A 23,398-nucleotide genomic window follows, 5' to 3' on the forward strand; every position below is an offset into this window, starting at 1 on the left:
TTTACGCCATTCGGCTCGCTACCCTCTAAGAAAAACCAAGCTGACCCAATGCCGCCCGGCTTGCGAAGGCGGCACCAATCCTGTCGAACACCGGAGGAACAACCGATGAGTGCGATACCAGGCGACCACGTCCACGACCGAGCACAATCGAAGAAGGCTGCGGCGAGCGGCTGGATCGGCTCGGCGCTCGAGTATTACGACTTCTTCATCTACGCGACGGCGGCCTCGCTGATCTTCCCGCAGCTGTTCTTCCCGTCCAACAACCCGACCGTGGCGATCGTGGCCTCGCTCGCCACCTACGGCGTCGGCTACGTCAGCCGGCCGATCGGCGCCTTCGTGCTCGGCCATTGGGGCGACACCCACGGCCGCAAGCACGTGCTCATCGTATGCATGTTCCTGATGGGCTTCTCGACCATCGCGGTCGGCCTCCTGCCCACCTACAGCCAGGTCGGCATCCTCGCCCCGATCCTGCTCGTCATCCTGCGGCTGATCCAGGGCTTCGCCGTCGCCGGCGAGATCTCGGGCGCGAGCTCGATGACCATGGAGCACGCGCCGTTCGGCCGCCGCGGCTTCTTCGCCAGCTTCACCCTGCAGGGCGTGCAGGCCGGCCAGATCCTGGCCGCCGCGGTCTTTCTGCCGCTCGCCCACTACATGCCGACCGAGGCGTTCAACTCCTGGGGCTGGCGCATCCCGTTCCTCCTGAGCTTCCTCGTCATCATCGCCGGCTACATCATCCGCCGCGAGGTCGACGAGACCCCGGCCTTCGCCGCCGAGGAGACCCAGGGCGCGGTCGCCCGCGCGCCGGTCGTCGAGGCCTTCGCCACCTCCTGGGCCGACATGCTGCGGGTGGTGTGCATGGCGCTGATGAACGTGATCCCGGTGGTCACCACCATCTTCGGCGCGGCCTACGCGGTCCAGGCGGCCTACGGCGTCGGCTTCCACAAGGACGTGTATCTCTGGATCCCGGTGCTCGGGAACATCCTGGCGGTGATCGTGATCCCGTATGTCGGCAACCTGTCGGACAAGATCGGCCGCCGCCTGCCGATCATCGTCGGCGCGCTCGGCTCCGGCCTGCTGTCCTTCGGCTACCTGTATGCCATCAGCATCGCCAACGTGCCGCTGGCGATCGTGATGTCGCTGCTGATGTGGGGCGTGGTCTACCAGGGCTACAACGCGGTCTTCCCGAGCTTCTACCCCGAGCTGTTCCCGACCCGCACCCGCGTCTCCGCGATGGCGATCTCGCAGAATGTCGGCACCGCCATCACGGCGATGCTGCCGGCCCTGTTCGCCACCGTGGCGCCTCCCGGCTCGACCAACATCCCGCTCACCATCGGCGCCATCACGCTGGCGATCACCGCGGTGGCGGCGGCGGCGGCCTTCAGCGCCCGGGAGACCTACCGCATCCCGATGAAGGAGCTCGGCCAGCCCCGCGCAGTGCCGCTGGCGAAGTCGGATTACGAACGGCTGCGCAACGAGGCGATGGCCTGACGAGATCGGCCCGGGCGCGTCCCGGGCCGACCGGCAGGGAGATGGGTGGGCCGGGCGCGGACAGCGTCCGGCCCGCCTCCGTTCCGGCCGGCGGTGCGGGCCCCGCGCGTAAACCTCGACCCGCGATGCTGGATTTCGCCGGCCAGATAGGGCATCGGGCATGGCATCCCCTTCGAGACACGGCGCCTCATGACCGAGACCTCCCCGATCCCGCAGGCCGCGCGCCCGAAGCTCGTCCTCGCCTCGGCCTCGCCCCGACGCCTCGCGCTGCTGCAGCAGGCGGGGCTGGAGCCGGACGCCCTGCTGCCGGCCGACCTCGACGAGGCGCCGCTGAAGGCCGAGAAGCCCCGCGACCTGGTGCGCCGGCTCGCCCGGGCCAAGCTCGACGTGGCGGTGGCGGCGGCGCGCGGCACCGAGGAGCTGCGCCAGGGCTACGTGGTGGCGGCCGACACCGTGGTGGCGGTGGGCCGGCGCATCCTGCCGAAGGCCGAGGTGACCGACGAGGCGGCGGAGTGCATGCGGCTCCTCTCCGGCCGGGCCCACCGGGTCTATACGGCGGTCTGCGTCATCGGCCCGAAGGACAAGCCGCGGGAGCGGTTGGTCGAGACCCGGGTGCGGTTCAAGCGCCTCTCGGCCAAGGAGATCGAGGCCTATCTCGCCAGCGGCGAGTGGCGCGGCAAGGCCGGCGGCTACGCGATCCAGGGCCTCGCCGGCTCCTTCGTGGTCAAGCTCGTCGGCTCCTACAGCGCGGTGGTCGGCCTGCCGCTCTACGAGACGGTCGGGCTGCTCGAAGGCGAGGGCTATCCGGTCCGCGGCGCTTGGGCGTGACGCGGCCTGAGCACCAAGAGGCTCCGGTCGATTGCCGAGGCGCTGAGGCGGTTTTCCCCATCCTCAACCTCATCCTGAGGTGTTGGTCGATCGAAGATCGACTGGCCTCGAAGGAGGGCTCCAGAGATCGCTGAGACTTCTGGGAGCCCTCCTTCGAGGCTCACTTCGTTCGCACCTCAGGATGAGGTCGCGAGGAGGGTGAATTCGATTTTACGATTTCTTCGATTGTTCGTCGGAAAAGCTTCAAGAGGAGTCGCGATCGATGACGCGCGATAACGACAGTGCTTCGCCCGCCTGCCCGATCTGCGGCAAGCCGGCGACCCCGGCCTCCAAGCCGTTCTGTTCCACGCGCTGCGCCGACGTGGACCTGCAGCGCTGGCTCAGCGGGCGCTACGCGATCCCCGGCCGCGACGAGGACGCCCTCGGTCAGGACGACGGCTCCCGAGAAGAGTGAGAGGATACTGAGGGAGAGCAGGGAACGGCCGGAGGCCTGCCCGGTTGACGGCGGCCTCACGCAACCGACAGCCGGAGCCGTCCCTCATGTCGTCCGACTTCCCCAACCCCCTCACAAAGCATCCCCGTCCGCCCTTCGAGGGCCAGCCGCAGAGCTTTCCCGGCCTGACCGGGCGGATGAAGCCGGAGCCCGACCACGGCGAGGCGAGCTACAAGGGATCGGCTAAGCTCGCCGGCCGGGCGGCCCTGATCACCGGAGGCGATTCCGGCATCGGCCGGGCGGTTGCCATCGCGTATGCCCGCGAGGGCGCCGACGTGGCGATCTCCTACCTGCCCTCCGAGCAGGGAGACGCCGAGGCGGTGGCCGGATGGGTCGAGAAGGCCGGGCGCCGGGCGCTGCTGCTGCCGGGCGACCTCAAGGACAGGGCCTATTGCCGCGAGATCGTCGCCCGCACCGCCGAGACCTTCGGCCGTCTCGACGTGGTGGTCAACAACGGCGCCTTCCAGCAGCCGAACCAGGACCTGGCATCGATCGACGACCAGGTCTTCGAGGACCATTTCCGCACCAACGTCTTCGGATCGTTCACCGTCACCAAGGCGGCGATGGCGCATCTCAAGCCCGGCGCCTCGGTGATCTTCACCTCGTCAGTGAATTCCAAGCACCCGATGCCGTCCCTGCTCGCCTACAGCGCCACCAAGGGGGCGCTCAGCAACCTGGTGCTGAGCCTGGCGCAGCTCTTGGCCGAGAAGGGCGTGCGGGTGAACGGCGTGCTGCCGGGCCCGATCTGGACGCCGTTCATCCCGTCCGGGATGGAGGAGGATTCCGTCAAGTCCTTCGGCAGCCAGGTGCCGTTCGGCCGCCCCGGCCAGCCGGCGGAACTGGCCTCGGCCTACGTCATGCTGGCCTCGGACGAAAGCAGCTACACGTCGGGGGCGCTGGTGACGGTGGCGGGGGCGATGCCGGTGCTGTGAGAGGATGAGACGAACGTCGCCGAGTGATTGACACACCGAGCATGTCACGACGTGATCCCCGGGGCCCGTCGAAGACGAGAACCCGGGATCCATCACCGCCAGCGTAGAAGAAAAAAAGCGGAAACGACTCCGCTTCATCCTGTCTTGTCAGCGTTTATTGATCCCGGGTTCCGCTTCGCGGCCCCGGGATGACGACGGATGCCTTCGTCTTGAGTCGAGACGAGCTTTTCACCGCGCGCAGGCCGGCGCCCCATAGCCGGCATAGACCACCCGCACCGTCCGGCAGGCCGGAGCCGGCGCCTCGGGTGCGACCGTGGCTTCGGCGGCAACGGCGACGGCGACGGGCTCGCTCTTCGGCGCATCCGCACCCGCCCGCACCACCAGCGGGGTCGCGATCAGGGAGAGGAGAGCGGCGGTGGCAACCAAGGTCAGGCGGTTCGTCACGGACAGTCTCCCCGAGTTTCGCGCCAAGTCTCCGGACGCATCCGGCGGCGTCATCGTCTGATCTGTACTGTCAACGAGCTTGACCGTGCCACGGTTCCGCCACACCGGCGAACGGGTGCGGCGGCGCACGCCTGCTTGACTCGGGGGCTGCCGGTTCTAAGGCTCCCCGCCACGATAGCGCCCGAGCCGAACCCGCGAGACCATGACCGCCACCGACGCCGACCTCCAGCCGACCCGCTCGTTCCAGGGGCTGATCCTGACGCTCCAGCGGTTCTGGGCCGCGCAGGGCTGCGTGATCCTCCAGCCCTACGACATGGAGGTCGGGGCAGGCACGTTCCATCCGGCCACCACCCTGCGGGCGCTCGGCCCCAAGCCCTGGAAGGCGGCCTACGTGCAGCCCTCGCGCCGGCCGAAGGACGGCCGCTACGGCGAGAACCCGAACCGGCTCCAGCACTATTACCAGTTCCAGGTGATCCTGAAGCCGAACCCGCCGAACCTCCAGGACCTCTACCTCGATTCGCTGAAGGCGATCGGCGTCGATCTCGGGCTGCACGACATCCGCTTCGTCGAGGACGACTGGGAGAGCCCGACGCTCGGCGCCTGGGGGCTCGGCTGGGAATGCTGGTGCGACGGGATGGAGGTGAGCCAGTTCACCTACTTCCAGCAGGTCGCCGGCTTCGAATGCGCGCCGGTCGCCGGCGAGCTGACCTACGGACTCGAGCGCCTGGCGATGTACGTCCAGGGCGTTGAGAACGTCTACGACCTCAACTTCAATGGCCGCGAGGGCGACGAGAAGGTCACGTATGGCGACGTGTTCCTGCAAGCCGAGCAGGAATATTCGCGCCACAACTTCGAGGCCACCGATACCGAGATGCTCTTCCGGCAGTTCCGCGACGCGGAAGCCGCCTGCCGGGCCTACCTCAAGGCCGGCGAGCCCGGGCCCAACGGCAACGATCCGCGCCACCGCATGGCGCAGCCGGCCTACGACCAGTGCATCAAGGCCAGTCACGTCTTCAACCTGCTCGACGCGCGCGGGGTGATCTCGGTGACCGAGCGCCAGAGCTACATCCTGCGGGTGCGCGAGCTGGCCAAGGCCTGCGGCGAAGCCTGGCGGCGCACCGATGCGGGCGGGCTTGCCGGTGCGGGCGTCCTTGCCGGCGAATCACCCGTCGCCTGACAGCCGCGCCGCCCGGCTTTACACCGCCCGTCATACCCTTCTCTCGATTTCGGGCTCTCCTTGGTGAGAGCCTTGAGGCCGCCCGATGCCCGACCTGCTGCTCGAACTCTTCTCCGAGGAAATCCCCGCCCGCATGCAGCGGCGCGCGGCCGAGGACCTGCGCAAGCTCGTCACCGACGCGCTGGTCGAGCGCGGCTTCCTGTACGAGGGCGCCAAGGCCTTCGCGACGCCCCGCCGCCTCGCCCTCCACGTCGCCGGCCTGCCGGCCCGCGGCCAGGACGTGCGTGAGGAGCGCAAAGGCCCCCGCGTCGGCGCCCCCGAGGGCGCGGTGCAGGGCTTCCTGAAGAGCGCCGGCCTCGCCAGCCTCGACGAGGCGAAGATCGTCTCCGATCCGAAGAAGGGCGAGTTCTACGTCGCGGTGATCGAGCGGCCCGGCCGCGAAACGATTGAGGTGCTGGCCGAGATCATCCCGGCCATCATCAAGAGCTTCCCCTGGCCGAAATCGATGCGCTGGGGCACCGCCTCGCGCGAGCCCGGCTCCTTACGCTGGGTGCGGCCGCTGCACTCGATCGTCGCGAGCTTCGGCCCCGAGACCGAGACGCCCGAGGTGGTGCCGTTCACCATCGACGGGGTCGAGGTCGGGCTGACCACGCGGGGGCACCGCTTCCTGGCGCCGCAACCGATCGAGGTGCGCCGCTTCGCCGATTACCTGCCGGCCCTGGAGCGGGCCTTCGTGGTGCTCGATGCGGACCGGCGCAAGGACATCATCCTGCACGATGCCCGCGACCTCGCCTTCGCCCGCGGCCTCGACCTCGTCGAGGACGAGGGCCTGCTGGAAGAGGTGGCGGGCCTCGTCGAGTGGCCGGTGACCCTGATGGGCGCCTTCGACGAGCGCTTCCTGACGATTCCCCCGGAGGTGATCCGCGCCACGATCCGGGCGAACCAGAAGTGCTTCGTGCTGCGCAGGCCTCCCGGCCCGGACGGGCGCGAGCGCCTGGCCAATGCCTTCATCCTGGTCTCGAACCTCGTCGCCTCCGACGGCGGCGCGGCGATCGTCGCCGGCAACGAGCGGGTGGTGCGGGCGCGCCTCTCGGACGCGGCGTTCTTCTGGGAGACCGACCGCAAGGTGCGGCTGGAAGACCGGCTCGTTAAGCTCGACAACATCGTCTTCCACGAGAAGCTCGGCACGCAAGCCGCGCGGGTGGAGCGCATTGCCAGCCTCGCCCGGGCGCTGGCGCCGTCGGTCGGGGCAGATCCCGATCTCGCCGAGCGGGCCGCGCGGCTCGCCAAGGCCGACCTCGTCACCGAGATGGTCGGCGAGTTCCCCGAGTTGCAGGGCCTGATGGGCCGCTACTACGCCGCCGAGCAGGGCGAGGACCCGGCGGTCGCCGCGGCGATCGAGGACCATTACAAGCCCCTCGGCCCCAGCGACCGGGTGCCGTCCGAGCCGGTCTCGGCGGCGGTGGCGCTCGCCGACAAGCTCGACACCCTGGTCGGCTTCTGGGCGATCGACGAGAAGCCGACGGGGAGCAAGGACCCCTATGCGCTACGCCGCGCGGCGCTCGGCGTCATCCGTCTCATCCTGGCGAGCGAGGCCCGGCTGCCCCTGCGGGCGCAGATCGCCACCGCCGCCACCGGACACGGCCAGGCCTCGGAGGCTTTCGCGGGTGATCTCCTCGCCTTCTTCGCCGACCGGCTGAAGGTCTACCTGCGCGACCAGGGCGCCCGCCACGACCTCATCGACGCCGTCTTCGCCCTGCCGGGCCAGGACGACCTCCTGATGGTGGTGCGCCGCGTCGAGGCGCTCGGTCGCTTCCTCGACACCGAGGACGGCAAGAACCTGCTCGCCGGCTCCCGCCGCGCCGCCAACATCCTGCGCATCGAGGAGAAGAAGGACGGCCGCGCCTACGACGCGGTGCCGGACCAAGGCCTCCTGAACCTGCCCGAGGAAGCGGCCCTCGCCGACGCCCTGCGAACAGCCGGCGCCGAAGCCGGCCGGGCGGTCGCGGTCGAGGATTTCGAGGGCGCGATGCGGGCGCTCTCGAGCTTACGCGCGCCCGTCGACGCCTTCTTCGACAAGGTGACGGTGAACGCCGACGACGCGCAGTTGCGCGCCAATCGTCTCGCTCTGCTCCATGCGCTCAGGGCGGCGACCCGGGAGGTGGCGGATTTCTCCCGCATCGGCGGCGAAGGTCGCTGAGTTCGAAAACTAACATAAGATGCGTTGCACAAGAGCCTCAGCACTTCACCAGGGAACGGTTTAACGACTTTTTCATTGTTTGTCGGCGCCGGGAACCGGTACAACCTCAACCGGTTCGATTCTCATCAACAGGACACGTCGGCGCCGCGCTCCGGCGGAAGGGAATGCCCTGTGCCGTAGCGCACCGCGAGGTGACGCGGCCGGTGGTTCCCTGCGCGCAGGTTCTGAGAGTCGGACCGGTGATGGAAGGCAGGAGATAGCCACGATGTCGCTCGGCGGGAAGGCTCGACCCACGGAGCAGAACGCTCCCCGGACGCCGGACGCATCCGCACCGCATGCGGGCGGCCGGGACGACGCAGGCGCCCAGGCGAGCGCCCGCATCCGCTCCCATGTGCGTCAGGTGCTGCTGCAGACGGGATCCGGCCCCTCAACCCAGGGGAATTGAGCGCACCAGCCGTCCGGCCCCGTCGCGGATCTCCAGCTGCCAGCCCTCCCCGAGGAGCGGCAGGTCGCCGCTCACCCGCATCTCGGCGATGACCGCCCGCGCTTCGGTCTCAGCCTGGTCGGCCGTGTCGGCCTCGACGCCCGTCGGGTCCTCGATCGCACGCGCGGGGCCGACCAGGTTGAAGAAATAGCGCTGCGGCATGAGGTCTGACCACGGTCGGTGATCGGGACGCAGCCCGGTTCGGGTCTCTCCGCCCGGCCCGCGTCCGATCGATTGCGAGTGCGACGCCCTGACGTTACCAGCCCGGTTCCGGGCTGGCATGTCAGGGAAAAGGCGAGTTGCACGCTCAAGCGTGAGCGATTCCGCGCCTGCCGCGTTCCTCCGAAGGGAGAGGGCGGCCGCCCCCCTTCTCCCACCGCCTGCGGGCGGCCGACGGACCACGGCGCGGCGAAGGCAGGCCGACCATGCAGCACGATTCCGCCCGAGCGCATCCCGAGAAGCGGAGACATCCGGACAAGCCGGGGGCCTCGGCCCGCAGCATCGTGCTCACCCTGCTCGGCGTCGTGATCGGCAGCGCCGGCTACTATGCCTCCTGGCGCTTCCAGACCCCGATCGGCACCCTTGCGGGCATCGCCGGCCTGGCGCTCTGCGTGATCGGCACCAGCCACGGGCATGACGGGGGCACGCGTCAGGTCGGATGATCGGCCCATGCGGCGAAACGCGGCCCGGGCGTGACCGATCCGGCGAGCCTCGGGAGACGTTGGTGCGGGAATCCTCGGTCGCGAGGATCGTCGATCAGGAGAATCCCGTGAACGCCAATTCCCCCGAGCACCGCATCGGCCACGACGTCGATTCCGTCGATCAGGTCAGCAGCGTCACGCTCTTCGGCTTCGCCGTCGTCGGTGCGGCCCTGACGGTGGCGCTGAACGCGATGCTGGTCTGATAGCCTGTTTGATCGATCTCTCTCGATCCAGAACCTTCCTCGTCATTCCAGGGCCGCGCAGCGGAGCCCGGGATGACGAGGAAGGCATGAATACTGTCGATCAGGTCAAGCAGGCTTGAGGATCTTTCGGCCTCGGAACGAGCCCGCAGAGGTCGGAGCCGCGCAGCCCTGCGCAGCGGCTTCAGGCGCGGTCGGCGGCGATTGTTGCCAAATCCGCCGAGCGTTCAGCGCGGGTTCGGATCCATCGGGTCGACGCCGCCCGGCTTCGGCCCGTCATTGGTCGGGAAGAAGCGCCGCGACGGCGACTGACGTGGCTGCACCGGCGTGCCGCGCAGGGGCTCGACGTCGACCTGGCCCTGGCGGTTGACCTGGCGGCTGCGCGGCGCCTCGTCGCCGCCCCGCGCCTGCTCGCGGCGCTTGCGGCCCTCGGGCTTGGCGGCGGCCACCGGCGCGTCCTCCTGCTCCTTCGGCTCGGCCACGAGGTCGGTACCGCCTTTGCAGTCGACCAGCCACACGTCGTAGATCGGATGCTCGATCGCGTGCAGGCCCGGACTCGAGGCGAACATCCAGCCGGTGAAGATCCGCCGGTACTTGTTCTCCAGCGTGACCTCGTCGACCTCCAGGAAGGCCGTGGTCTTGGCGCTCTCGGTCGGGGGACGGGTGTAACAGACCCGCGGGGTGAGCTGGAGCGCGCCGAACTGCACCGTCTCGTCCACCGCCACCTCGAAGGAGACGGTGCGGCCGGTGATCTTGTCGAGGCCGGCAAAGACCGCGGTCGGGTTGCGGATCTTGTCGGCCCGGGCCGGCGCAGAGGCGAACGAGCCTCCCAGGACGGCGCCGCCCAGAACGATACCGCGGAGGAGCAGGAAGGCGCCCGCGGCGCGGCGTGCGGTCATGCGGCTCAAACCCAATCGCTCCCGGCTCGGTAGTCGGCGGCCATCTTGAAGGCCTCTCGCGCCCGGATCGACGGGGCGCGCGGGCAGGATCGGCCCGCCCGCGATAGACACAAGGAGGATGGTGGAAAAAGGGCGGCTTAGTGCACCTCACGAAACTCCCGCTGCGCCGATGCCGCCAGAAGCAGGCACCGGGCAGCGGGCGGGAGTTTCATGAGAGACACTTACTCGCCCGGGACCCACGGCACGTAGTCGCCGGTCGCCGCCGGCCGCTGGCCGTAGGAGAGCTGCGAGCCCCGCGGCCGGTAGGCCGCCACGGTACCGGTCAGGTTCTCCTCGTGCGGCTTCTGCCACTCGCGCGGCACGTAGGTCTCCTCGGAGGGCGCGACATCGGTGGCGTGGCAGAGCCAGCCGCGCCAGCCCGGCGGCACCTTCGAGGCGTCGGCATAGCCGTTATAGATCACCCAGCGCCGCTCCGGGCCGACCGAGCGGTCGATCAGCGGGCCTTGCGCGCGGTGGTAGCGGTTGCCGAACTCGTCCTCGCCGACGAACTGGCCGTGGCGCTTGGTGTAGAATTCCAGGCTGACGGTCGAGCCGCTCCACCAGGTGAAGATCCGAAGCAGGGTGTCTTTCAGCGCCATCGCGACCGTCTCTGGGCTAACGCCCCCGGGGATTGGGAGGGAGGCCCCCCGTCGTCGCGCGGGACTATGGTGAGATGCCCCCCGGATGTCCAGCCTGTCCCGCGCCGCAGCATGGCGATCCTGCGCCGGGCGCGATCACGGCCGGGTTCGGGGCACGATTTGCTAACGATCTGTGAACAAGTCGGGGACCCGAGCTTGCGCCGGCTGTGGGCGGCGCGCAGCCCCGCCGCGATTCTTCCAAGCCCGTCCTGGGCTTAAGCCGGGCCTCGGCGCTATCCACAGGAATCAGGCCCTTAACACTATATGTAGGGAGGAACGGAGTCCGTCGACACTAGTTGTTGACGTGTGGCCGCCAGCGTCGGTAGTTTCCGGGGCATCGGACGGGGGATCCCGGATCGGGTTCGCCCGCATCCGCCGAACCTCCCGCGCCCCGCCCATCCCCTGTAACCGGCGGACCCCGCATGCCTGCGGGCGGCCCCGGCTGTTCGTGACCGGAGAGTATCCCATGCGGTTCGAGCGTCGCATCACCACCGCGGGGCAGTCGCCCTACGCCAGCATCCCGTTCCGCAAGGCCGTGAGCGAGATCCGCAATCCGGACGGGTCGGTGGTGTTCCGCCTCGACGGCATCGACGTGCCGGAGGCCTGGAGCCAGGTCGCCTGCGACGTGCTGGCCCAGAAGTACTTCCGCAAGGCCGGCGTCCCGAAGGCGCTGAAGAAGGTCGAGGAGAACGGCGTTCCCTCCTTCCTGTGGCGCTCGGTTCCCGACGAGGCGGCCCTGGCCCACCTCCCCGAGGGTGAGCGCACCGGCTCCGAGGTCTCGGCGACGCAGGTCTTCGATCGGCTGGCCGGCTGCTGGACCTACTGGGGCTGGAAGGGCGGCTACTTCACCAGCGAGGAGGATGCGAGCGCCTTCCACGACGAGCTGCGCGCCATGCTCGCCCGCCAGATGGTGGCGCCGAACTCGCCGCAATGGTTCAACACCGGCCTGCACTGGGCCTACGGCATCGACGGCCCGGCGCAAGGGCACTTCTACGTCGACTACAAGACCGGCGAGCTGACCCAGTCGGCGACCGCCTACGAGCACCCGCAGCCCCACGCCTGTTTCATCCAGTCCGTCGCCGACGACCTCGTCAACGAGGGCGGCATCATGGACCTGTGGGTGCGGGAAGCCCGCCTGTTCAAGTACGGCTCGGGCACCGGCTCGAATTTTTCGCGCCTGCGCGGCGAGAACGAGAAGCTCGCCGGCGGCGGCAAGTCCTCGGGCCTGATGAGCTTCCTCAAGATCGGCGACCGGGCGGCCGGGGCGATCAAGTCCGGCGGCACGACGCGCCGCGCCGCCAAGATGGTGATCGTCGACATCGACCATCCGGACGTCGAGGCCTTCATCGACTGGAAGGTCAAGGAGGAGCAGAAGGTCGCGGCGCTCGTCACCGGGTCCAAGGTGGTGTCCAAGCACCTCAAGGCGGTGATGAAGGCCTGCGTCAACTGCGAGGCCGCCGGTGACGCCTGCTTCGATCCCGAGCGCAACCCGGCGCTGAAGCGCGAGGTCAAGGCCGCCCGCAAGGCGATGGTGCCGGATGCCGCGATCAAGCGGGTGATCCAGTATGCCCGCCAGGGCTACACCGACATCTCCTTCCCGATCTACGACACCGACTGGGATTCGGAAGCCTACCTCACCGTCGCCGGCCAGAACTCGAACAACTCGGTCTCGCTCACCGACGATTTTTTGCGCGCGGTTGACGCTGACGCCGACTGGACCCTGAGCCAGCGCACCACCGGCAAGCCGGCCAAGACCGTCAAGGCGGCGGAGCTGTGGGACAAGATCGCGGAGGCCGCCTGGGCCTCGGCCGATCCGGGCCTGCACTTCAACACCACGATGAACGACTGGCATACCTGCCCGGTGGGCGGGCGGATCCGGGCCTCGAACCCGTGCTCCGAGTACATGTTCCTCGACGACACCGCCTGCAACCTCGCCTCCGCGAACCTGCTGGCGCTCTACGACCGCGGGGCGAAGCGCTTCGACGTCGAGGGCTACGAGCACCTGTGCCGGCTCTGGACCGTGGTCCTCGAGATCTCGGTGCTGATGGCGCAGTTCCCGAGCCGCGAGATCGCCGATCTCTCCTACAAGTACCGCACGCTCGGCCTCGGCTACGCCAATATCGGCGGACTGCTCATGACCATGGGCCTGTCCTACGATTCCCGTGAGGGCCGGGCTCTCGCCGGTGCGCTCACCGCCATCATGACCGGCGTGTCCTACGCCACCTCGGCCGAGATGGCGCGCGAGCTCGGGCCGTTCCCGGCCTACGAGGAGAATGCCGACGCGATGCTGCGGGTGATCCGCAACCATCGCCGCGCCGCCCACGGCGAGGCCACCGGCTACGAGTTCCTCAACACCAACCCGGTGCCGCTCGACCATGCCGGCTGCCCGCAGGGCGAGCTGGTGGAGCATGCGCGTGCCGCCTGGGACCGGGCGCTCGCGCTCGGCGAGGAGCACGGCTACCGCAACGCGCAATCCACCGTCATCGCGCCGACCGGCACGATCGGCCTCGTCATGGATTGCGACACCACCGGCATCGAGCCCGACTTCGCCCTGGTGAAGTTCAAGAAGCTGGCCGGCGGCGGCTACTTCAAGATCATCAACCGGGCGGTGCCGGATGCCCTGCGCAGCCTCGGCTACCGCGAGGCCGAGATCGCCGAGATCGAGGCCTACGCCGTCGGCCACGGCTCGCTCGGCCAGGCCCCGGCGATCAACCCGGGCAGCTTGCGCGCCAAGGGCTTCACCGACGACAAGATCGCGGCGGTGGAAGCGGGCCTGAAGTCGGCTTTCGACATCAAGTTCGTGTTCAACCGCTGGACGCTCGGCGAGGACTTCCTCACCCAGACCCTGAAGGTGCCGGCCGACAAGCTCGCCGACCCGTCCTTCGACCTGCTCTCGTTCCTGGGCTTCAGCCGCAAGGACATCGAGGCCGCCAACGTCCACGTGTGCGGGGCGATGACGCTCGAGGGCGCGCCGCACCTCAAGGTGGAGCATTACCCGGTCTTCGACTGCGCCAATCCGTGCGGCCGGATCGGCAAGCGCTACCTCTCGGTCGAGAGCCACATCCGCATGATGGCGGCGGCGCAGCCCTTCATCTCGGGGGCGATCTCCAAGACCATCAACATGCCGAACGACGCCACGGTCGAGGATTGCAAGAACGCCTACCGGCTGTCCTGGACCCTGGCGCTGAAGGCCAACGCCCTCTACCGCGACGGCTCGAAGCTGTCGCAGCCGCTCAACGCCGCCCTCATCAGCGACGAGTCGGAGGACGAGGACGAGACGGTCGAGGCCATCCTGGCGCAGCCGGCGGTGGCGAAGACCGTGGCGGTGACGGAGAAGATCGTCGAGCGGATCGTCGAGCGCGTCGAGCGCCTGCGCTCCCAGGAGAAGCTCCCGAGCCGCCGCAAGGGCTACACCCAGAAGGCCAAGATCGGCGGCCACACCATCTTCCTGCGCACCGGCGAGTACGACGACGGGCGTCTGGGGGAGATCTTCCTCGACATGAACAAGGAGGGCTCGGCGCTCCGGGCCTTCATCAACAACTTCGCGATCTCGGTCTCGCTCGGCCTGCAATACGGCGTGCCGCTGGAGGAGTACGTCGACGCCTTCACCTTCACCCGGTTCGAGCCGGCCGGCTTCGTCCAGGGCAACGACGCGATCAAGAATGCCACCTCGGTCCTCGACTACGTGTTCCGCGAGCTGGCGATCTCGTATCTCGGCCGCAACGACCTCGCCCATGTCGACCTCTCGGAGATCGGCAACGCGGCGACCGGCGTGAGCCCGGCCAAGCCCTCGGCCTCGGATTCGGTGCCGGCCCACAACGTCGTGTCGCGCGGCCTGCTGCGCGGCTCCGGCGACCGTCTGACCCTGATCCATGGCGGTCCCGGCGGCGCGACGGCCGGTGTTGCGGCCCCGAGCACGGGCCAGTCGGCTCCTGCGGGCGGGACGGTCGTGGCGGTGCGCGGTGCGGTGGCGCTCAAGACAGAACCAAACTCCGATATGGACAGTGTGAAGTTAGGGTTCTCGAGCCCTGACAGTGACAACAAGACGATGCTAGCCGCCAAACGCGTCGAGGCTCGCCTGAAAGGTTACGTTGGTGAGGCATGCCCCGAGTGCGCAAACTTCACATTGGTAAGAAATGGAACGTGCTTGAAGTGCGACACATGCGGGAGCACAACAGGCTGCTCATAAAATGAGTCTTAAATAAATACGTTGGGTGCAGCCTGTTGTATCAGACTGCACCCAAAATGATTCAAATTCGGGGCATGACGTGTTTAGCGACAGGCCAGCAAAATTCCGCAGTTATGATACTGTTGTAGGCATAGCGGAGAAGGCGCGCCAGAAGGCTGGCCTATCAACTGAGATAAATGTAAACTTACCTGATTATATAAATGGCTTTTTGCGATTGAGGGTTGGCTTGCCTATAGAGGTCCGTATATTTTTAAAGGGCGAGCACAATGCGCGAGCATTTGTTGAATTCAAGAAGGACGAAAACATAGTTTTAAATGTAGAAGATGCTACATGGTTTCAAGCCGAGAGAAATTTTCCCGACGCAAAATTTGTGATGGCGCATGAAGTAGGCCACATCATTATGCACAGACATGACGCGCTTGCATACTCAGATGCTCCCTACTTTTTTATCAGGTCACTTACCGACGAGGAGCGGGTTGAGCCACAGGCGAACTGGTTCGCGGATGCCTTCATTGCGCCTATCAGCATGCTCGAAGGAATTCGAAACGTGTATGACGTAGCGGATCTTCTGAACGTTCCTGAGACATGTGCGCGTAGGCAATTGGAGCGCATGCTTGATGATCAAAGGCGCCGGGGATTGATCACCGGCTTTGATGACATGTGCTCGCAATGCGGCGGACTAACGGTTGATGGTAGCGGACAATGCATGAGCTGCCGCGGCTGCAAATAGATAAATCATAATAATTAAAATTTTCCGACTAATCAATAACCGATCAGATCAAAAATCTCCATGTCATACTAGCGCCGCGCAGAGGAACCAGAGATAACGAGGAGAGTTACAACTGTCGCTCCGACCCCCCTGGAAAGCGCCGCCCCAATCGGCGATGATCCTGCCCGTCGGCCGCCCCGCCCCATCCGGGGGTATCGGTTCCGCGGGTGGTATGGCTGTGCGGGGAAAGAAGAGGCGTAGGATTTCTCCTCTCCCCGCGGGCGGGGAGAGGGCCGTGTCGCCGTTCAGGGGACACGGCAAGCGGAGGCGAAGCCGGAGCGAGGGTGAGGGGGTGTCGCCGGAAGAGGCTCCTCCGGAGACACCCCCTCACCCTCGCCCTTCGGGCTACCTTCGCCCCCGACAAGGGGGGCGAAGGCCTCTCCCCGCCCGCGGGGAGAGGGGTTTCCTGCGTCACTTCTTTTCCAGACAGCTCTGCACGGGCGGAGACAGGAAAAATTCCGCGCTGAGCCCAGTCCCGGACGGTCTCTCCCCGAGAAAGTCGATACGAAACCCTGCGATGTGGTGGCGTTCCAGAGCGTATCGATGATCGAAGCCCCCGTCGAAGCCTCCTCGGCAGGCTCGCTCCCGGCCTCCCCCGATGCCCAGCCCCGCCCCTCCCTCACCGAGCAGGCCGCCGCCGCCCTGCGCCGGCTGATCCTGCTCAACCTGCTTCCCCCCGGCGAGGTCCTGAACGAGCCCGACCTGGTGGCCCGGCTCGGCGTCTCGCGGACGCCGGTGCGCGAGGCCCTGAAGCTGCTCGCCGGCGAGGGCCTGGTCACGCTCCGGCGCAACCGGGCGGCCCTGGTGGCGCGGCTCGATCCCGCCGACCTCGTGCCGCTGTTCGAGCTGGAAATGGCGCTGGAGAGCTTTTGCGCCGGGCTCGCGGCCGATCGGATGACCACCGCCGAGATCGACCGGCTCGACCGGCTCCAGGCCGCCCTGGAGGCGGCGCGGGACGACCGCGACGCCTATACCCGCCTCAACCGCCAGGCCCACCGGCTGATCGTGACCGCCGCCCGCAGCCCGGCCATCGCCGAGGCCCATGGCCGGGCCTTCGCCCGGCTGGAGCGGGCGCGTAACTTCGCCCTCGCGGCCGACGGACGGGTGGCGGAATCTTTGGCCGAGCACCGGGCGATCCTGGAGGCCTTGCGGGCCCGGGAGCCGGAGCGCGCCCGCACCCTGATGCAGGCCCATGTCGCCCGTACCCAATCCCTGCTGGTGGTGCGCCTGACCGAGGGACCGCGCCGATGACCGATACGACGGACGCTGCCCCCCTGGCCCTCGGGGTGATCCTGCCCTCGTCGAACCGGGTGGTGGAGCGGGCGACGGAAGCGCGGCTCGCCGGCCGGCCCGTCGCCGCCTGCTACGCCCGGGTGCCCTACGGGGCGATGCTCAGGGGCGAGGGTTACGACGAATCGGTCTTCCTCACCGCCGCCGATCTCCTGACGGATGCCGGCGTGGCGGCCCTGTGCTGGAACGCCACCCGCGGCGCCGCCCTCGGCTTCACGCCCGACGAGCGCCTGTGCGCGACCGTGACCCGCCGCACCGGCCTGCCGATGGTGACGACGGCGCTCGCGGCCCGCGATCGGATCCGCGACGGCGGCTATCGCCGCCTCGGCCTCGTGGTGCAGGGCGGGACGGAGGAGGCCGAATTGGTCGGCGCCCGCTTCGCGCAAGCCGGCATCGCGATCGGCGCCGCCCGCACCCTCGGCATCACCGAGAACCGCCTGGCTGCCGCGGTGAGCCCGTCGCGCCTCGAAGCGGCGGCGCGGGAAGCGGCCCAAGGGTCCGACGCGGTGCTGATCTGGAGCACCAACCTCCCCGGCTGGCGCCTGCCGGCCGTGCTCGACGGCGTACCGCTCCTCGATGCGACGAGCCTCGGCACCGAGGCGCTGCTGAGGGCCGCCGGGCTGTCGGTCACCTGACGCAAATCCGTCATGGCATCCCTGCGGTGCGCCGCGCGGATCGCCCGTTCTGAGCAGGTTTCGCATAAGTGGCTGCCGGCTTTGCGATGGAAACCTGCGACGAAACAGGAATCTCAGCGGGCGAAGCGTTGGCGTACCAACGCAAGTCCGCTTAGGGTCGACCTACGCCCGGCAAGAGGCGCGCGGGAGGAGACGGGACGGGCGCCGCGGCACCGGCCCGCATCCGCGCGCCGCCTCTCGGGCTCCGGTCACAGCAGGCAGCCCCATGAGCCTCATCACCTATCTCACCCGGATCCAGTTCGAGCGCGGCGCCGTCCGGCTGATCGGCGAGGAGCTGGCGCTTCTCGGCGCACGCCGGCCGCTCGTCGTCACCGATCGAGGCGTCGTGGCGGCCGGCCTGATCGCCCGCGTCCTCGACGCCGCCGGCCTGCCCGCCACCACCCCGGTCTTCGACGGCACGCCAGAGAACCCGACCGAGGAGGCGACGCTGGAGGCCCGCGACCGCTTCAAGGTGGAAGGGTGCGATTCGGTGATCGCGGTCGGCGGCGGCTCGCCGCTGGACCTCGCCAAGGGCGTGGCCCTGCTCGCCACCCACGACGAGCCGCTGGCCACCTACGCCGCCATCCTCGGCGGCATCCCGCGCATCCGGGCCGACCAGCCTCCGGTGATCGCCGTGCCGACCACCGCCGGCACCGGGAGCGAGGTCGGCCGGGCGGCGCTGATCACGCTGGCCGACGGGCGCAAGCTCGGCTTCATCTCGCCCCACCTGATCCCGAACGTGGCGATCTGCGACCCCGAGCTGACGCTGGGCCTGCCCCCCGGCCTCACCGCCGCCACCGGCATGGACGCACTGACCCACTGCATCGAGACTTACCTGAGCCCCCGCCACAACCCGCCGGCCGAGGCGATCGCCCTCGACGGGCTCGCCCGCGCCACCCGCTCGCTCGCCCGCGCGGTCCGCAACGGCGCCGACATCGAGGCGCGCGAGGACATGATGATGGCCGCGCTCGAAGGCGGCATGACCTTCCAGAAGGGTTTGGGCGCCGTCCACTCGATGTCGCACGCGCTCGGCGGCCTGAAGGCCAAGCGCCTGCATCACGGCACCCTCAACGCGGTGATCCTGCCCCACCTGCTGCGCTTCAACGCGCCGGCCTGCGAGGCGAAGTATGGTGCGCTGCGCCGGGCGATGGGTCTGCCCGAGGGCGCCGACCTCGCCGCCGCGATCGAGTCCCTAAACCGCGACCTCGGCCTGCCGACGGATCTTGCCGCCATGGGCGTGACGGAGGCCGATTGCGAGGCGCTGATCACGCGTGCGGTCGAGGACCACTCGACGGCGACCAACGGCCGGCCGGTCGGGGCGGAGGAGTTTCGGGCGTTGTTCCGGGCGTCGCTGCACGGGCGGGGGGTGTGAGCGGCCTGCTTCGATAGAAGTCCGATCTTGAGAACGGCATCCTGACACACGTGTCGCGGAAAATTTTTCAACCCCACCCGCGACCTCATGCTGAGGTGCGGGCGATCGAAGATCGCTGAGCCTCGAAGGAGGGCTCCAGGGATCGCAGAGATTTCTGGAGCCCTCCTTCGAGGTCAGTCGATCTTTGATCGACTAACGCCTCAGGATGAGGTGGAGGATGGGATCGACAGGTGAGCCGCCCCATTTCTTACGCCGTCATCGAAAACTCCGCCGCCAGCGCCGGCACCAGCTCGCCCAAAAAATCCTCGGCCGCTGCCGGCAGCGTGCGGCCCGCCTTGGCGATGAGGCAGACGGGCCGGGAAAAGCTCGCCTCGGCGATCGGGCGCGAGCGCAAGGCGGGCTCGGCCCGGATCTCGCGGACAGAGCCCGGCAGGATGGTGAGGCCGAGCCCGGCCCGCACCATGCCCAAAGCCGTCATCATGTAGGTGGCCTCGCAGGCCGTCACCGGCAGGCGGCCGGCGGCCACGAAGGCGGCGTCGACCACCGCGCGCACGCTGGTCTCGGCATCCATCAGCACCAGCGGGTACTCGGCCAGGGCTTCCAGCGTCACGATCTCGATGTCGCCGATCGGGTGGCCCTCGGGATGGACCACGTGCAGGGCATCCGCCGCGCGGGCCAGCACCGTCACGTCGGGATCGCGCACCTCGCCGCCGGTCACCCCGAGATCGACCTCCTCGCGCCGCACCAGAGCCAGCACCCGCTCGGCGATGGCGTCCTTGACGACGAAGCCCATCCTCGGGTGCGCCGCCCGGAAGGCCGCGATCGCGTCCGGCAGCAGGCCCGCCGCCACCGAGGGCAGGGCCGCGATCCGCACCGTGCCGTGGCGGCGCGCGGCGAGGTCGCGGGTGTCGACGACGACGCTGTCGAGTTCGCGCAGCACCCGCTGGAATACCGGCAGCAACTCGCGCCCGACCCGGGTCGGCGCGACGCTGCGGCTGTTGCGGTCGAGGAGCCGCACCGCCAGCGCCTCTTCCAGCCGGCGGATCTGCACGGTGAGGGCCGGCTGCGACAGGTTCAGGAGGGCGGCGGCCCGGGTGAAGCTGCGCAAGTGGGCCACCGACACGAAGGCGCGGACCTGGCGAAGGTTGAGATCCATAATGGATCGTTATCCGGGCGATCCGATCTTTTCAATTGCCGGATTGCCGGCCACTTGGTGTGATTTGGCGACACTGAACGGCGCCACATCCGAGCGCCGCAATCTGGGAGGAAGCGATGCTGGCCCTGCTCGGCCTGTGCACCATCGCGCTGCTGCTCGCCTGTATTCTGACGAAGCGCCTGTCGCCCCTGGTGGCGCTGATCGTGATCCCGGTCGCCGCCGCGCTCGTCGGCGGATTCGGGCTCGAGACCGGCAAGTTCGTGCTCGCCGGCCTCCAGAGCCTGGCGCCGGTCGTCGGCATGTTCGTGTTCGCGATCCTGTTCTTCGGCATCGTCAGCGATGCCGGGCTCCTCGACCCGATCATCGACCGGATCCTCGCCACCGTCGGCACAAGGCCGAGCCGGATCGTGCCCGGCACGACCTTGCTCGCGCTCCTGATCCATCTCGATGGCTCGGGCGCTGTGACCTTCCTCATCACCATTCCGGCCATGCTGCCGCTCTACGACAGGGTCGGGATCGACCGGCGTATCCTGGCCTGCGCGGCCTCGCTGGCGGCGGGCGTGAACTTCCTGCCCTGGACCGGACCGATGATCCGGGCCTCCGCCGCGCTCAAGCTGCCGATCCCCGAGATCTTCTCGCCGCTGGTGCCGGTGCAGGCGGTCGGCCTCGTCTTCATCTTTGCGGTCTCGTACGGGCTCGGCCTGCGCGAGGAGCGCCGCCTGAAGCGGGCCGGGGCCGGCGCCGGGGAGGCCATCACGGCAGGCGGACGGACCTTGAGCGACGCGGAGCGCTCCTTGCGCCGGCCGGACCGGTTCTGGCTGAACCTCGTCCTGACCGTCGCGGTGCTCGGCACGATGGTGCTGATGGCGGAGAAGATACCCCCGGCGCTGATGTTCATGCTCGGCACGGCGCTCGCGCTCGTCATCAACTATCCGAGCGTCGACGCGCAGCGCCAGCGCATCGATGCGCACGCCAAGGCGGCGGTGCTGATGGCCTCGATCCTGCTGGCGGCGGGCGTCTTCACCGGCATCATGCAGGGCACCGGCATGCTGAAGGCGATGGCGCAAGGCGCGGTGGCCTTCGTGCCGCCCGGCCTCGCCCCGCACATCCCCTTCGCGCTGGGCCTCGTCTCGATGCCGCTCAGCATGCTGTTCGACCCCGACTCGTTCTATTTCGGGGTGCTGCCGGTGGTGGCCGAGGTCGCCCACCAGCTCGGCGTGCCGCCGTTGCAGGTGGCGCAAGGAGCCCTGCTCGGGCAGATGACCACCGGCTTCCCGGTGAGCCCGCTGACGCCGGCGACCTTCCTGGTCTGCGGCCTCACCGGCATCGACCTCGCCGACCACCAGAAATTCACCTTCCCGTTCCTGCTCGCGGCCTCCGTGGTGATGACCTTCGCGGCCGTCGCCTTCGGGGTGTTCCCACTGTGATACCAACGGCCCAAGATGCTGACGCATCGGGCCGTTGAGCCATCTCGAATTTTCGACACCAAGCCAAAGGCTTGGCGAAAATTCGAGAACGGAACCAAAGGTCGTTTTCAACGACCGTTGGTCTGAGTCCGCAGCACCCGCAGGGTGCTGTGCAAGCCCGAACGGGCGTCGGCGCCCATGCGCCGGACGCCTTCGCCGGAGGCGAAGGCACAAGGAGGAGAATGATGAAGTCCATCCGCCTGGGCGCCGGGGCCGGCTATGCCGGCGACCGGATCGAGCCCGCCATCGAGCTCGCCGAGCACGGCGCCCTCGATTACCTCGTCTTCGAGTGCCTGGCCGAGCGCACCATCGCGCTTGCCCAGCAGGCCCGCCTGCGCGATCCCGCCGCCGGCTACGATCCGCTGCTGGAGGCCCGGATGCGGGCGGTGCTCGCGCCGTGCCGGAAGAACGGCACCCGCATCGTCACCAACATGGGCGCCGCCAACCCGCTGGCCGCGGCGGAGAAGACCCGGGCCATCGCCCGCGACCTCGGGCTCACCGGCCTCAAGGTGGCGGCGGTGATCGGCGACGACGTGCTTGAGGCGGTCGGCGCCGACGATTACGAGGTTCTGGAGACCGGCGGCCGGGTGCGCGACCTCGGGAACCGGGTGATCTCGGCCAATGCCTATCTCGGCGCCGGGCCGATCGCCGCGGCTCTGGACCAGGGCGCCGATGTCGTCATCACCGGCCGGGTCGGCGATCCGGCGCTCTTCCTCGCCCCGCTCATCCACGCCTTCGGCTGGGTCATGGACGATTGGGACCGGCTCGGGCGCGGCACGCTCGCCGGCCACCTCCTCGAATGCGCCGGCCAGGTCACCGGCGGCTACTTCGCCGATCCGGGGGTGAAGGACGTGGCGGGGCTCGCCCGCCTCGGCTTTCCGATCGGCATCGTGACCGAGGACGGCGACATCGAGATCACCAAGGTGCCGGGGTCGGGCGGACGGGTGACGCTCGCCACCTGCAAGGAGCAATTGCTCTACGAGGTGCACGACCCCGCCCGTTACCTCCAGCCCGACGTGGTGGCGGATTTTTCCGAGGTCGCCATGGAGGCGATCGGCCCCGACCGGGTGCGGGTGACCGGCGGGCGCGGCGCACCGGCGACCGGGCTCCTCAAGGTCTCGGTCGGGCTGATCGATTCGTATATCGGCGAGGGCCAGATCTCCTATGCGGGCCTGGGGGCCGTCGGGCGCGGGCGCCTCGCCCTCGACATCGTGCGCGAGCGCTTGCGCCTCACCGGGGTCCGGGCGAGCGAATTGCGCTTCGACCTGATCGGCGTCGATTCCCTGCACGGCTCGCATCTCGCCGGAGACACCGAGCCCTACGAGGTCCGCATCCGCGTCGCCGGACGCTGCGACAGCCTCGAGGAGGCGGCGCGGATCGGCAACGAGGTCGAGACGCTCTACACCAACGGCCCGGCCGGCGGCGGCGGCGCCTGGAAATCGGCCCGCGAGGTGGTCGGCGTGCTCTCGGTGCTGGTGCCGGCAAGTCTCGCCCGGCCGAGCGTGCGGATGTTCGAGGCGTGAAGGAGACGACGATGAAGCTGCGCTCGCTCGCCCATTCCCGCACCGGCGACAAGGGCAACACCGCCAACATCTCGCTGATCGCCCACGATCCGGCGGATTATCCGCGCCTGGAGCGCGTTGTCACGGCCGAGCGGGTGCGGGCCCATTTCGCCGGCCTCGTCCGAGGCGAGGTGACGCGCTACGCCCTGCCCCGCCTCGGTGCCCTCAACTTCGTGATGACGGAGGCCTTGGGCGGCGGCGTCACCCGCTCGCTGGCGCTCGACGCCCACGGCAAGGGGTTGAGTGCGGCGTTGCTCGACATGGAGGTTCCCGACGAGGCGGAGCCCTCCCCGGCAACCGGCTCTCAAGCTTAAGCTCGGGTGAGTCGAACCGGCGCAGTTTTCGGAGAACCCCTTCGCCTTCGCTGACCAGCCGAGCAGAGCTCTGGGGCTGGACT

Annotated in this window: 21 protein-coding genes; 16 read left to right on the top strand and 5 right to left on the bottom strand. The window is 68.7% G+C overall.

Annotated elements, in window-relative coordinates:
• Positions 1 to 105 precede the first annotated feature (105 nt).
• The 4 genes from HBB12_RS27285 (at position 106) to HBB12_RS27300 (ending at position 3,741) form a co-directional block, all read left to right on the top strand.
• Complete coding sequence (locus tag HBB12_RS27285) at positions 106 to 1,488, top strand: MFS transporter (RefSeq protein WP_236992232.1); 1,383 nt, start codon at positions 106 to 108, stop codon at positions 1,486 to 1,488.
• A gap of 189 nt (positions 1,489 to 1,677) precedes the next feature.
• Entirely contained in the window at positions 1,678 to 2,316 is a 639-nt protein-coding gene (locus HBB12_RS27290) for a Maf-like protein (protein ID WP_236992233.1), read from the top strand.
• 262 nt (positions 2,317 to 2,578) lie between these two features.
• Positions 2,579 to 2,770, top strand: coding sequence for a DNA gyrase inhibitor YacG (locus tag HBB12_RS27295; RefSeq protein ID WP_236992234.1), 192 nt, complete (start codon positions 2,579 to 2,581; stop codon positions 2,768 to 2,770).
• 86 nt (positions 2,771 to 2,856) lie between these two features.
• Positions 2,857 to 3,741, top strand: a complete 885-nt coding sequence (locus HBB12_RS27300; protein ID WP_236992235.1) for an SDR family oxidoreductase — start codon at positions 2,857 to 2,859, stop codon at positions 3,739 to 3,741.
• Positions 3,742 to 3,969: 228 nt separating this feature from the next.
• Here HBB12_RS27300 and HBB12_RS27305 read toward each other — a convergent pair whose 3' ends face one another.
• The gene (locus HBB12_RS27305) at positions 3,970 to 4,185 is read right to left on the bottom strand and encodes a hypothetical protein (protein ID WP_236992236.1); all 216 of its coding nucleotides are present in this window, start codon (positions 4,183 to 4,185) and stop codon (positions 3,970 to 3,972) included.
• A 202-nt stretch (positions 4,186 to 4,387) separates the two neighbouring features.
• Between HBB12_RS27305 and HBB12_RS27310 the strand changes: the two genes are divergently transcribed.
• Both HBB12_RS27310 and glyS read left to right on the top strand, forming a co-directional pair.
• A complete protein-coding gene (locus tag HBB12_RS27310; protein WP_236992237.1) occupies positions 4,388 to 5,362 on the top strand; it encodes a glycine--tRNA ligase subunit alpha in 975 nt (324 codons plus the stop codon).
• An 85-nt stretch (positions 5,363 to 5,447) separates the two neighbouring features.
• Entirely contained in the window at positions 5,448 to 7,562 is a 2,115-nt protein-coding gene (gene glyS, locus HBB12_RS27315; protein WP_236992238.1) for a glycine--tRNA ligase subunit beta, read from the top strand.
• Positions 7,563 to 7,989: 427 nt separating this feature from the next.
• Here glyS and HBB12_RS27320 read toward each other — a convergent pair whose 3' ends face one another.
• Positions 7,990 to 8,208 carry a DUF6894 family protein gene (locus tag HBB12_RS27320; RefSeq protein ID WP_236992239.1) on the bottom strand — a complete coding sequence of 73 codons (219 nt, stop codon included), beginning with the start codon at positions 8,206 to 8,208 and terminating at the stop codon, positions 7,990 to 7,992.
• A gap of 263 nt (positions 8,209 to 8,471) precedes the next feature.
• Between HBB12_RS27320 and HBB12_RS27325 the strand changes: the two genes are divergently transcribed.
• Both HBB12_RS27325 and HBB12_RS34325 read left to right on the top strand, forming a co-directional pair.
• Complete coding sequence (locus HBB12_RS27325; RefSeq protein WP_236992240.1) at positions 8,472 to 8,708, top strand: hypothetical protein; 237 nt, start codon at positions 8,472 to 8,474, stop codon at positions 8,706 to 8,708.
• A gap of 107 nt (positions 8,709 to 8,815) precedes the next feature.
• Positions 8,816 to 8,950, top strand: coding sequence for a hypothetical protein (locus HBB12_RS34325; protein ID WP_272913302.1), 135 nt, complete (start codon positions 8,816 to 8,818; stop codon positions 8,948 to 8,950).
• 224 nt (positions 8,951 to 9,174) lie between these two features.
• On the opposite strand, the gene HBB12_RS27330 is transcribed toward HBB12_RS34325, so the two are convergent.
• Together HBB12_RS27330 and HBB12_RS27335 are read right to left on the bottom strand one after the other, a co-directional pair.
• On the bottom strand, positions 9,175 to 9,846 hold the full coding sequence (locus HBB12_RS27330; RefSeq protein WP_442919327.1) for a DUF2155 domain-containing protein: 672 nt from the start codon (positions 9,844 to 9,846) through the stop codon (positions 9,175 to 9,177).
• A gap of 221 nt (positions 9,847 to 10,067) precedes the next feature.
• A complete protein-coding gene (locus HBB12_RS27335; protein WP_236992242.1) occupies positions 10,068 to 10,484 on the bottom strand; it encodes an NADH:ubiquinone oxidoreductase subunit NDUFA12 in 417 nt (138 codons plus the stop codon).
• A gap of 505 nt (positions 10,485 to 10,989) precedes the next feature.
• Between HBB12_RS27335 and HBB12_RS27340 the strand changes: the two genes are divergently transcribed.
• The 5 genes from HBB12_RS27340 to gbd all read left to right on the top strand — a co-directional run bounded on the left by HBB12_RS27340 (position 10,990) and on the right by gbd (position 18,817).
• Complete coding sequence (locus HBB12_RS27340; RefSeq protein ID WP_236992243.1) at positions 10,990 to 14,712, top strand: vitamin B12-dependent ribonucleotide reductase; 3,723 nt, start codon at positions 10,990 to 10,992, stop codon at positions 14,710 to 14,712.
• Between the two features lie 79 nt (positions 14,713 to 14,791).
• A complete protein-coding gene (locus HBB12_RS27345; protein WP_236992244.1) occupies positions 14,792 to 15,442 on the top strand; it encodes an ImmA/IrrE family metallo-endopeptidase in 651 nt (216 codons plus the stop codon).
• 582 nt (positions 15,443 to 16,024) lie between these two features.
• Complete coding sequence (locus tag HBB12_RS27350; RefSeq protein WP_236992245.1) at positions 16,025 to 16,732, top strand: GntR family transcriptional regulator; 708 nt, start codon at positions 16,025 to 16,027, stop codon at positions 16,730 to 16,732.
• Positions 16,729 to 17,406: an Asp/Glu/hydantoin racemase gene (locus tag HBB12_RS27355; RefSeq protein WP_236992246.1), complete on the top strand. Its 678-nt coding sequence runs from the start codon at positions 16,729 to 16,731 to the stop codon at positions 17,404 to 17,406. The genes HBB12_RS27350 and HBB12_RS27355 overlap by 4 nt, the downstream gene beginning before the upstream one ends.
• 265 nt (positions 17,407 to 17,671) lie before the next feature.
• Complete coding sequence (gbd, locus tag HBB12_RS27360) at positions 17,672 to 18,817, top strand: 4-hydroxybutyrate dehydrogenase (RefSeq protein ID WP_236992247.1); 1,146 nt, start codon at positions 17,672 to 17,674, stop codon at positions 18,815 to 18,817.
• A 247-nt stretch (positions 18,818 to 19,064) separates the two neighbouring features.
• Here the strand turns inward: gbd and HBB12_RS27365 are convergent, their stop codons facing one another.
• Positions 19,065 to 19,973: a LysR family transcriptional regulator gene (locus tag HBB12_RS27365; RefSeq protein ID WP_236992248.1), complete on the bottom strand. Its 909-nt coding sequence runs from the start codon at positions 19,971 to 19,973 to the stop codon at positions 19,065 to 19,067.
• Positions 19,974 to 20,089: 116 nt separating this feature from the next.
• Here HBB12_RS27365 and HBB12_RS27370 point away from each other — a divergent pair, with 116 nt between their 5' ends.
• The 3 genes from HBB12_RS27370 (at position 20,090) to HBB12_RS27380 (ending at position 23,315) form a co-directional block, all read left to right on the top strand.
• A complete protein-coding gene (locus tag HBB12_RS27370; protein WP_236992249.1) occupies positions 20,090 to 21,400 on the top strand; it encodes a CitMHS family transporter in 1,311 nt (436 codons plus the stop codon).
• Positions 21,401 to 21,624: 224 nt separating this feature from the next.
• Entirely contained in the window at positions 21,625 to 22,962 is a 1,338-nt protein-coding gene (locus tag HBB12_RS27375) for an acyclic terpene utilization AtuA family protein (RefSeq protein WP_236992250.1), read from the top strand.
• Positions 22,963 to 22,973: 11 nt separating this feature from the next.
• Positions 22,974 to 23,315, top strand: a complete 342-nt coding sequence (locus tag HBB12_RS27380; protein WP_236992251.1) for an AtuA-related protein — start codon at positions 22,974 to 22,976, stop codon at positions 23,313 to 23,315.
• The last annotated feature ends 83 nt before the right edge of the window (positions 23,316 to 23,398 follow it).

The organism is Methylobacterium sp. SyP6R, from assembly GCF_019216885.1.
GTDB lineage: Bacteria > Pseudomonadota > Alphaproteobacteria > Rhizobiales > Beijerinckiaceae > Methylobacterium.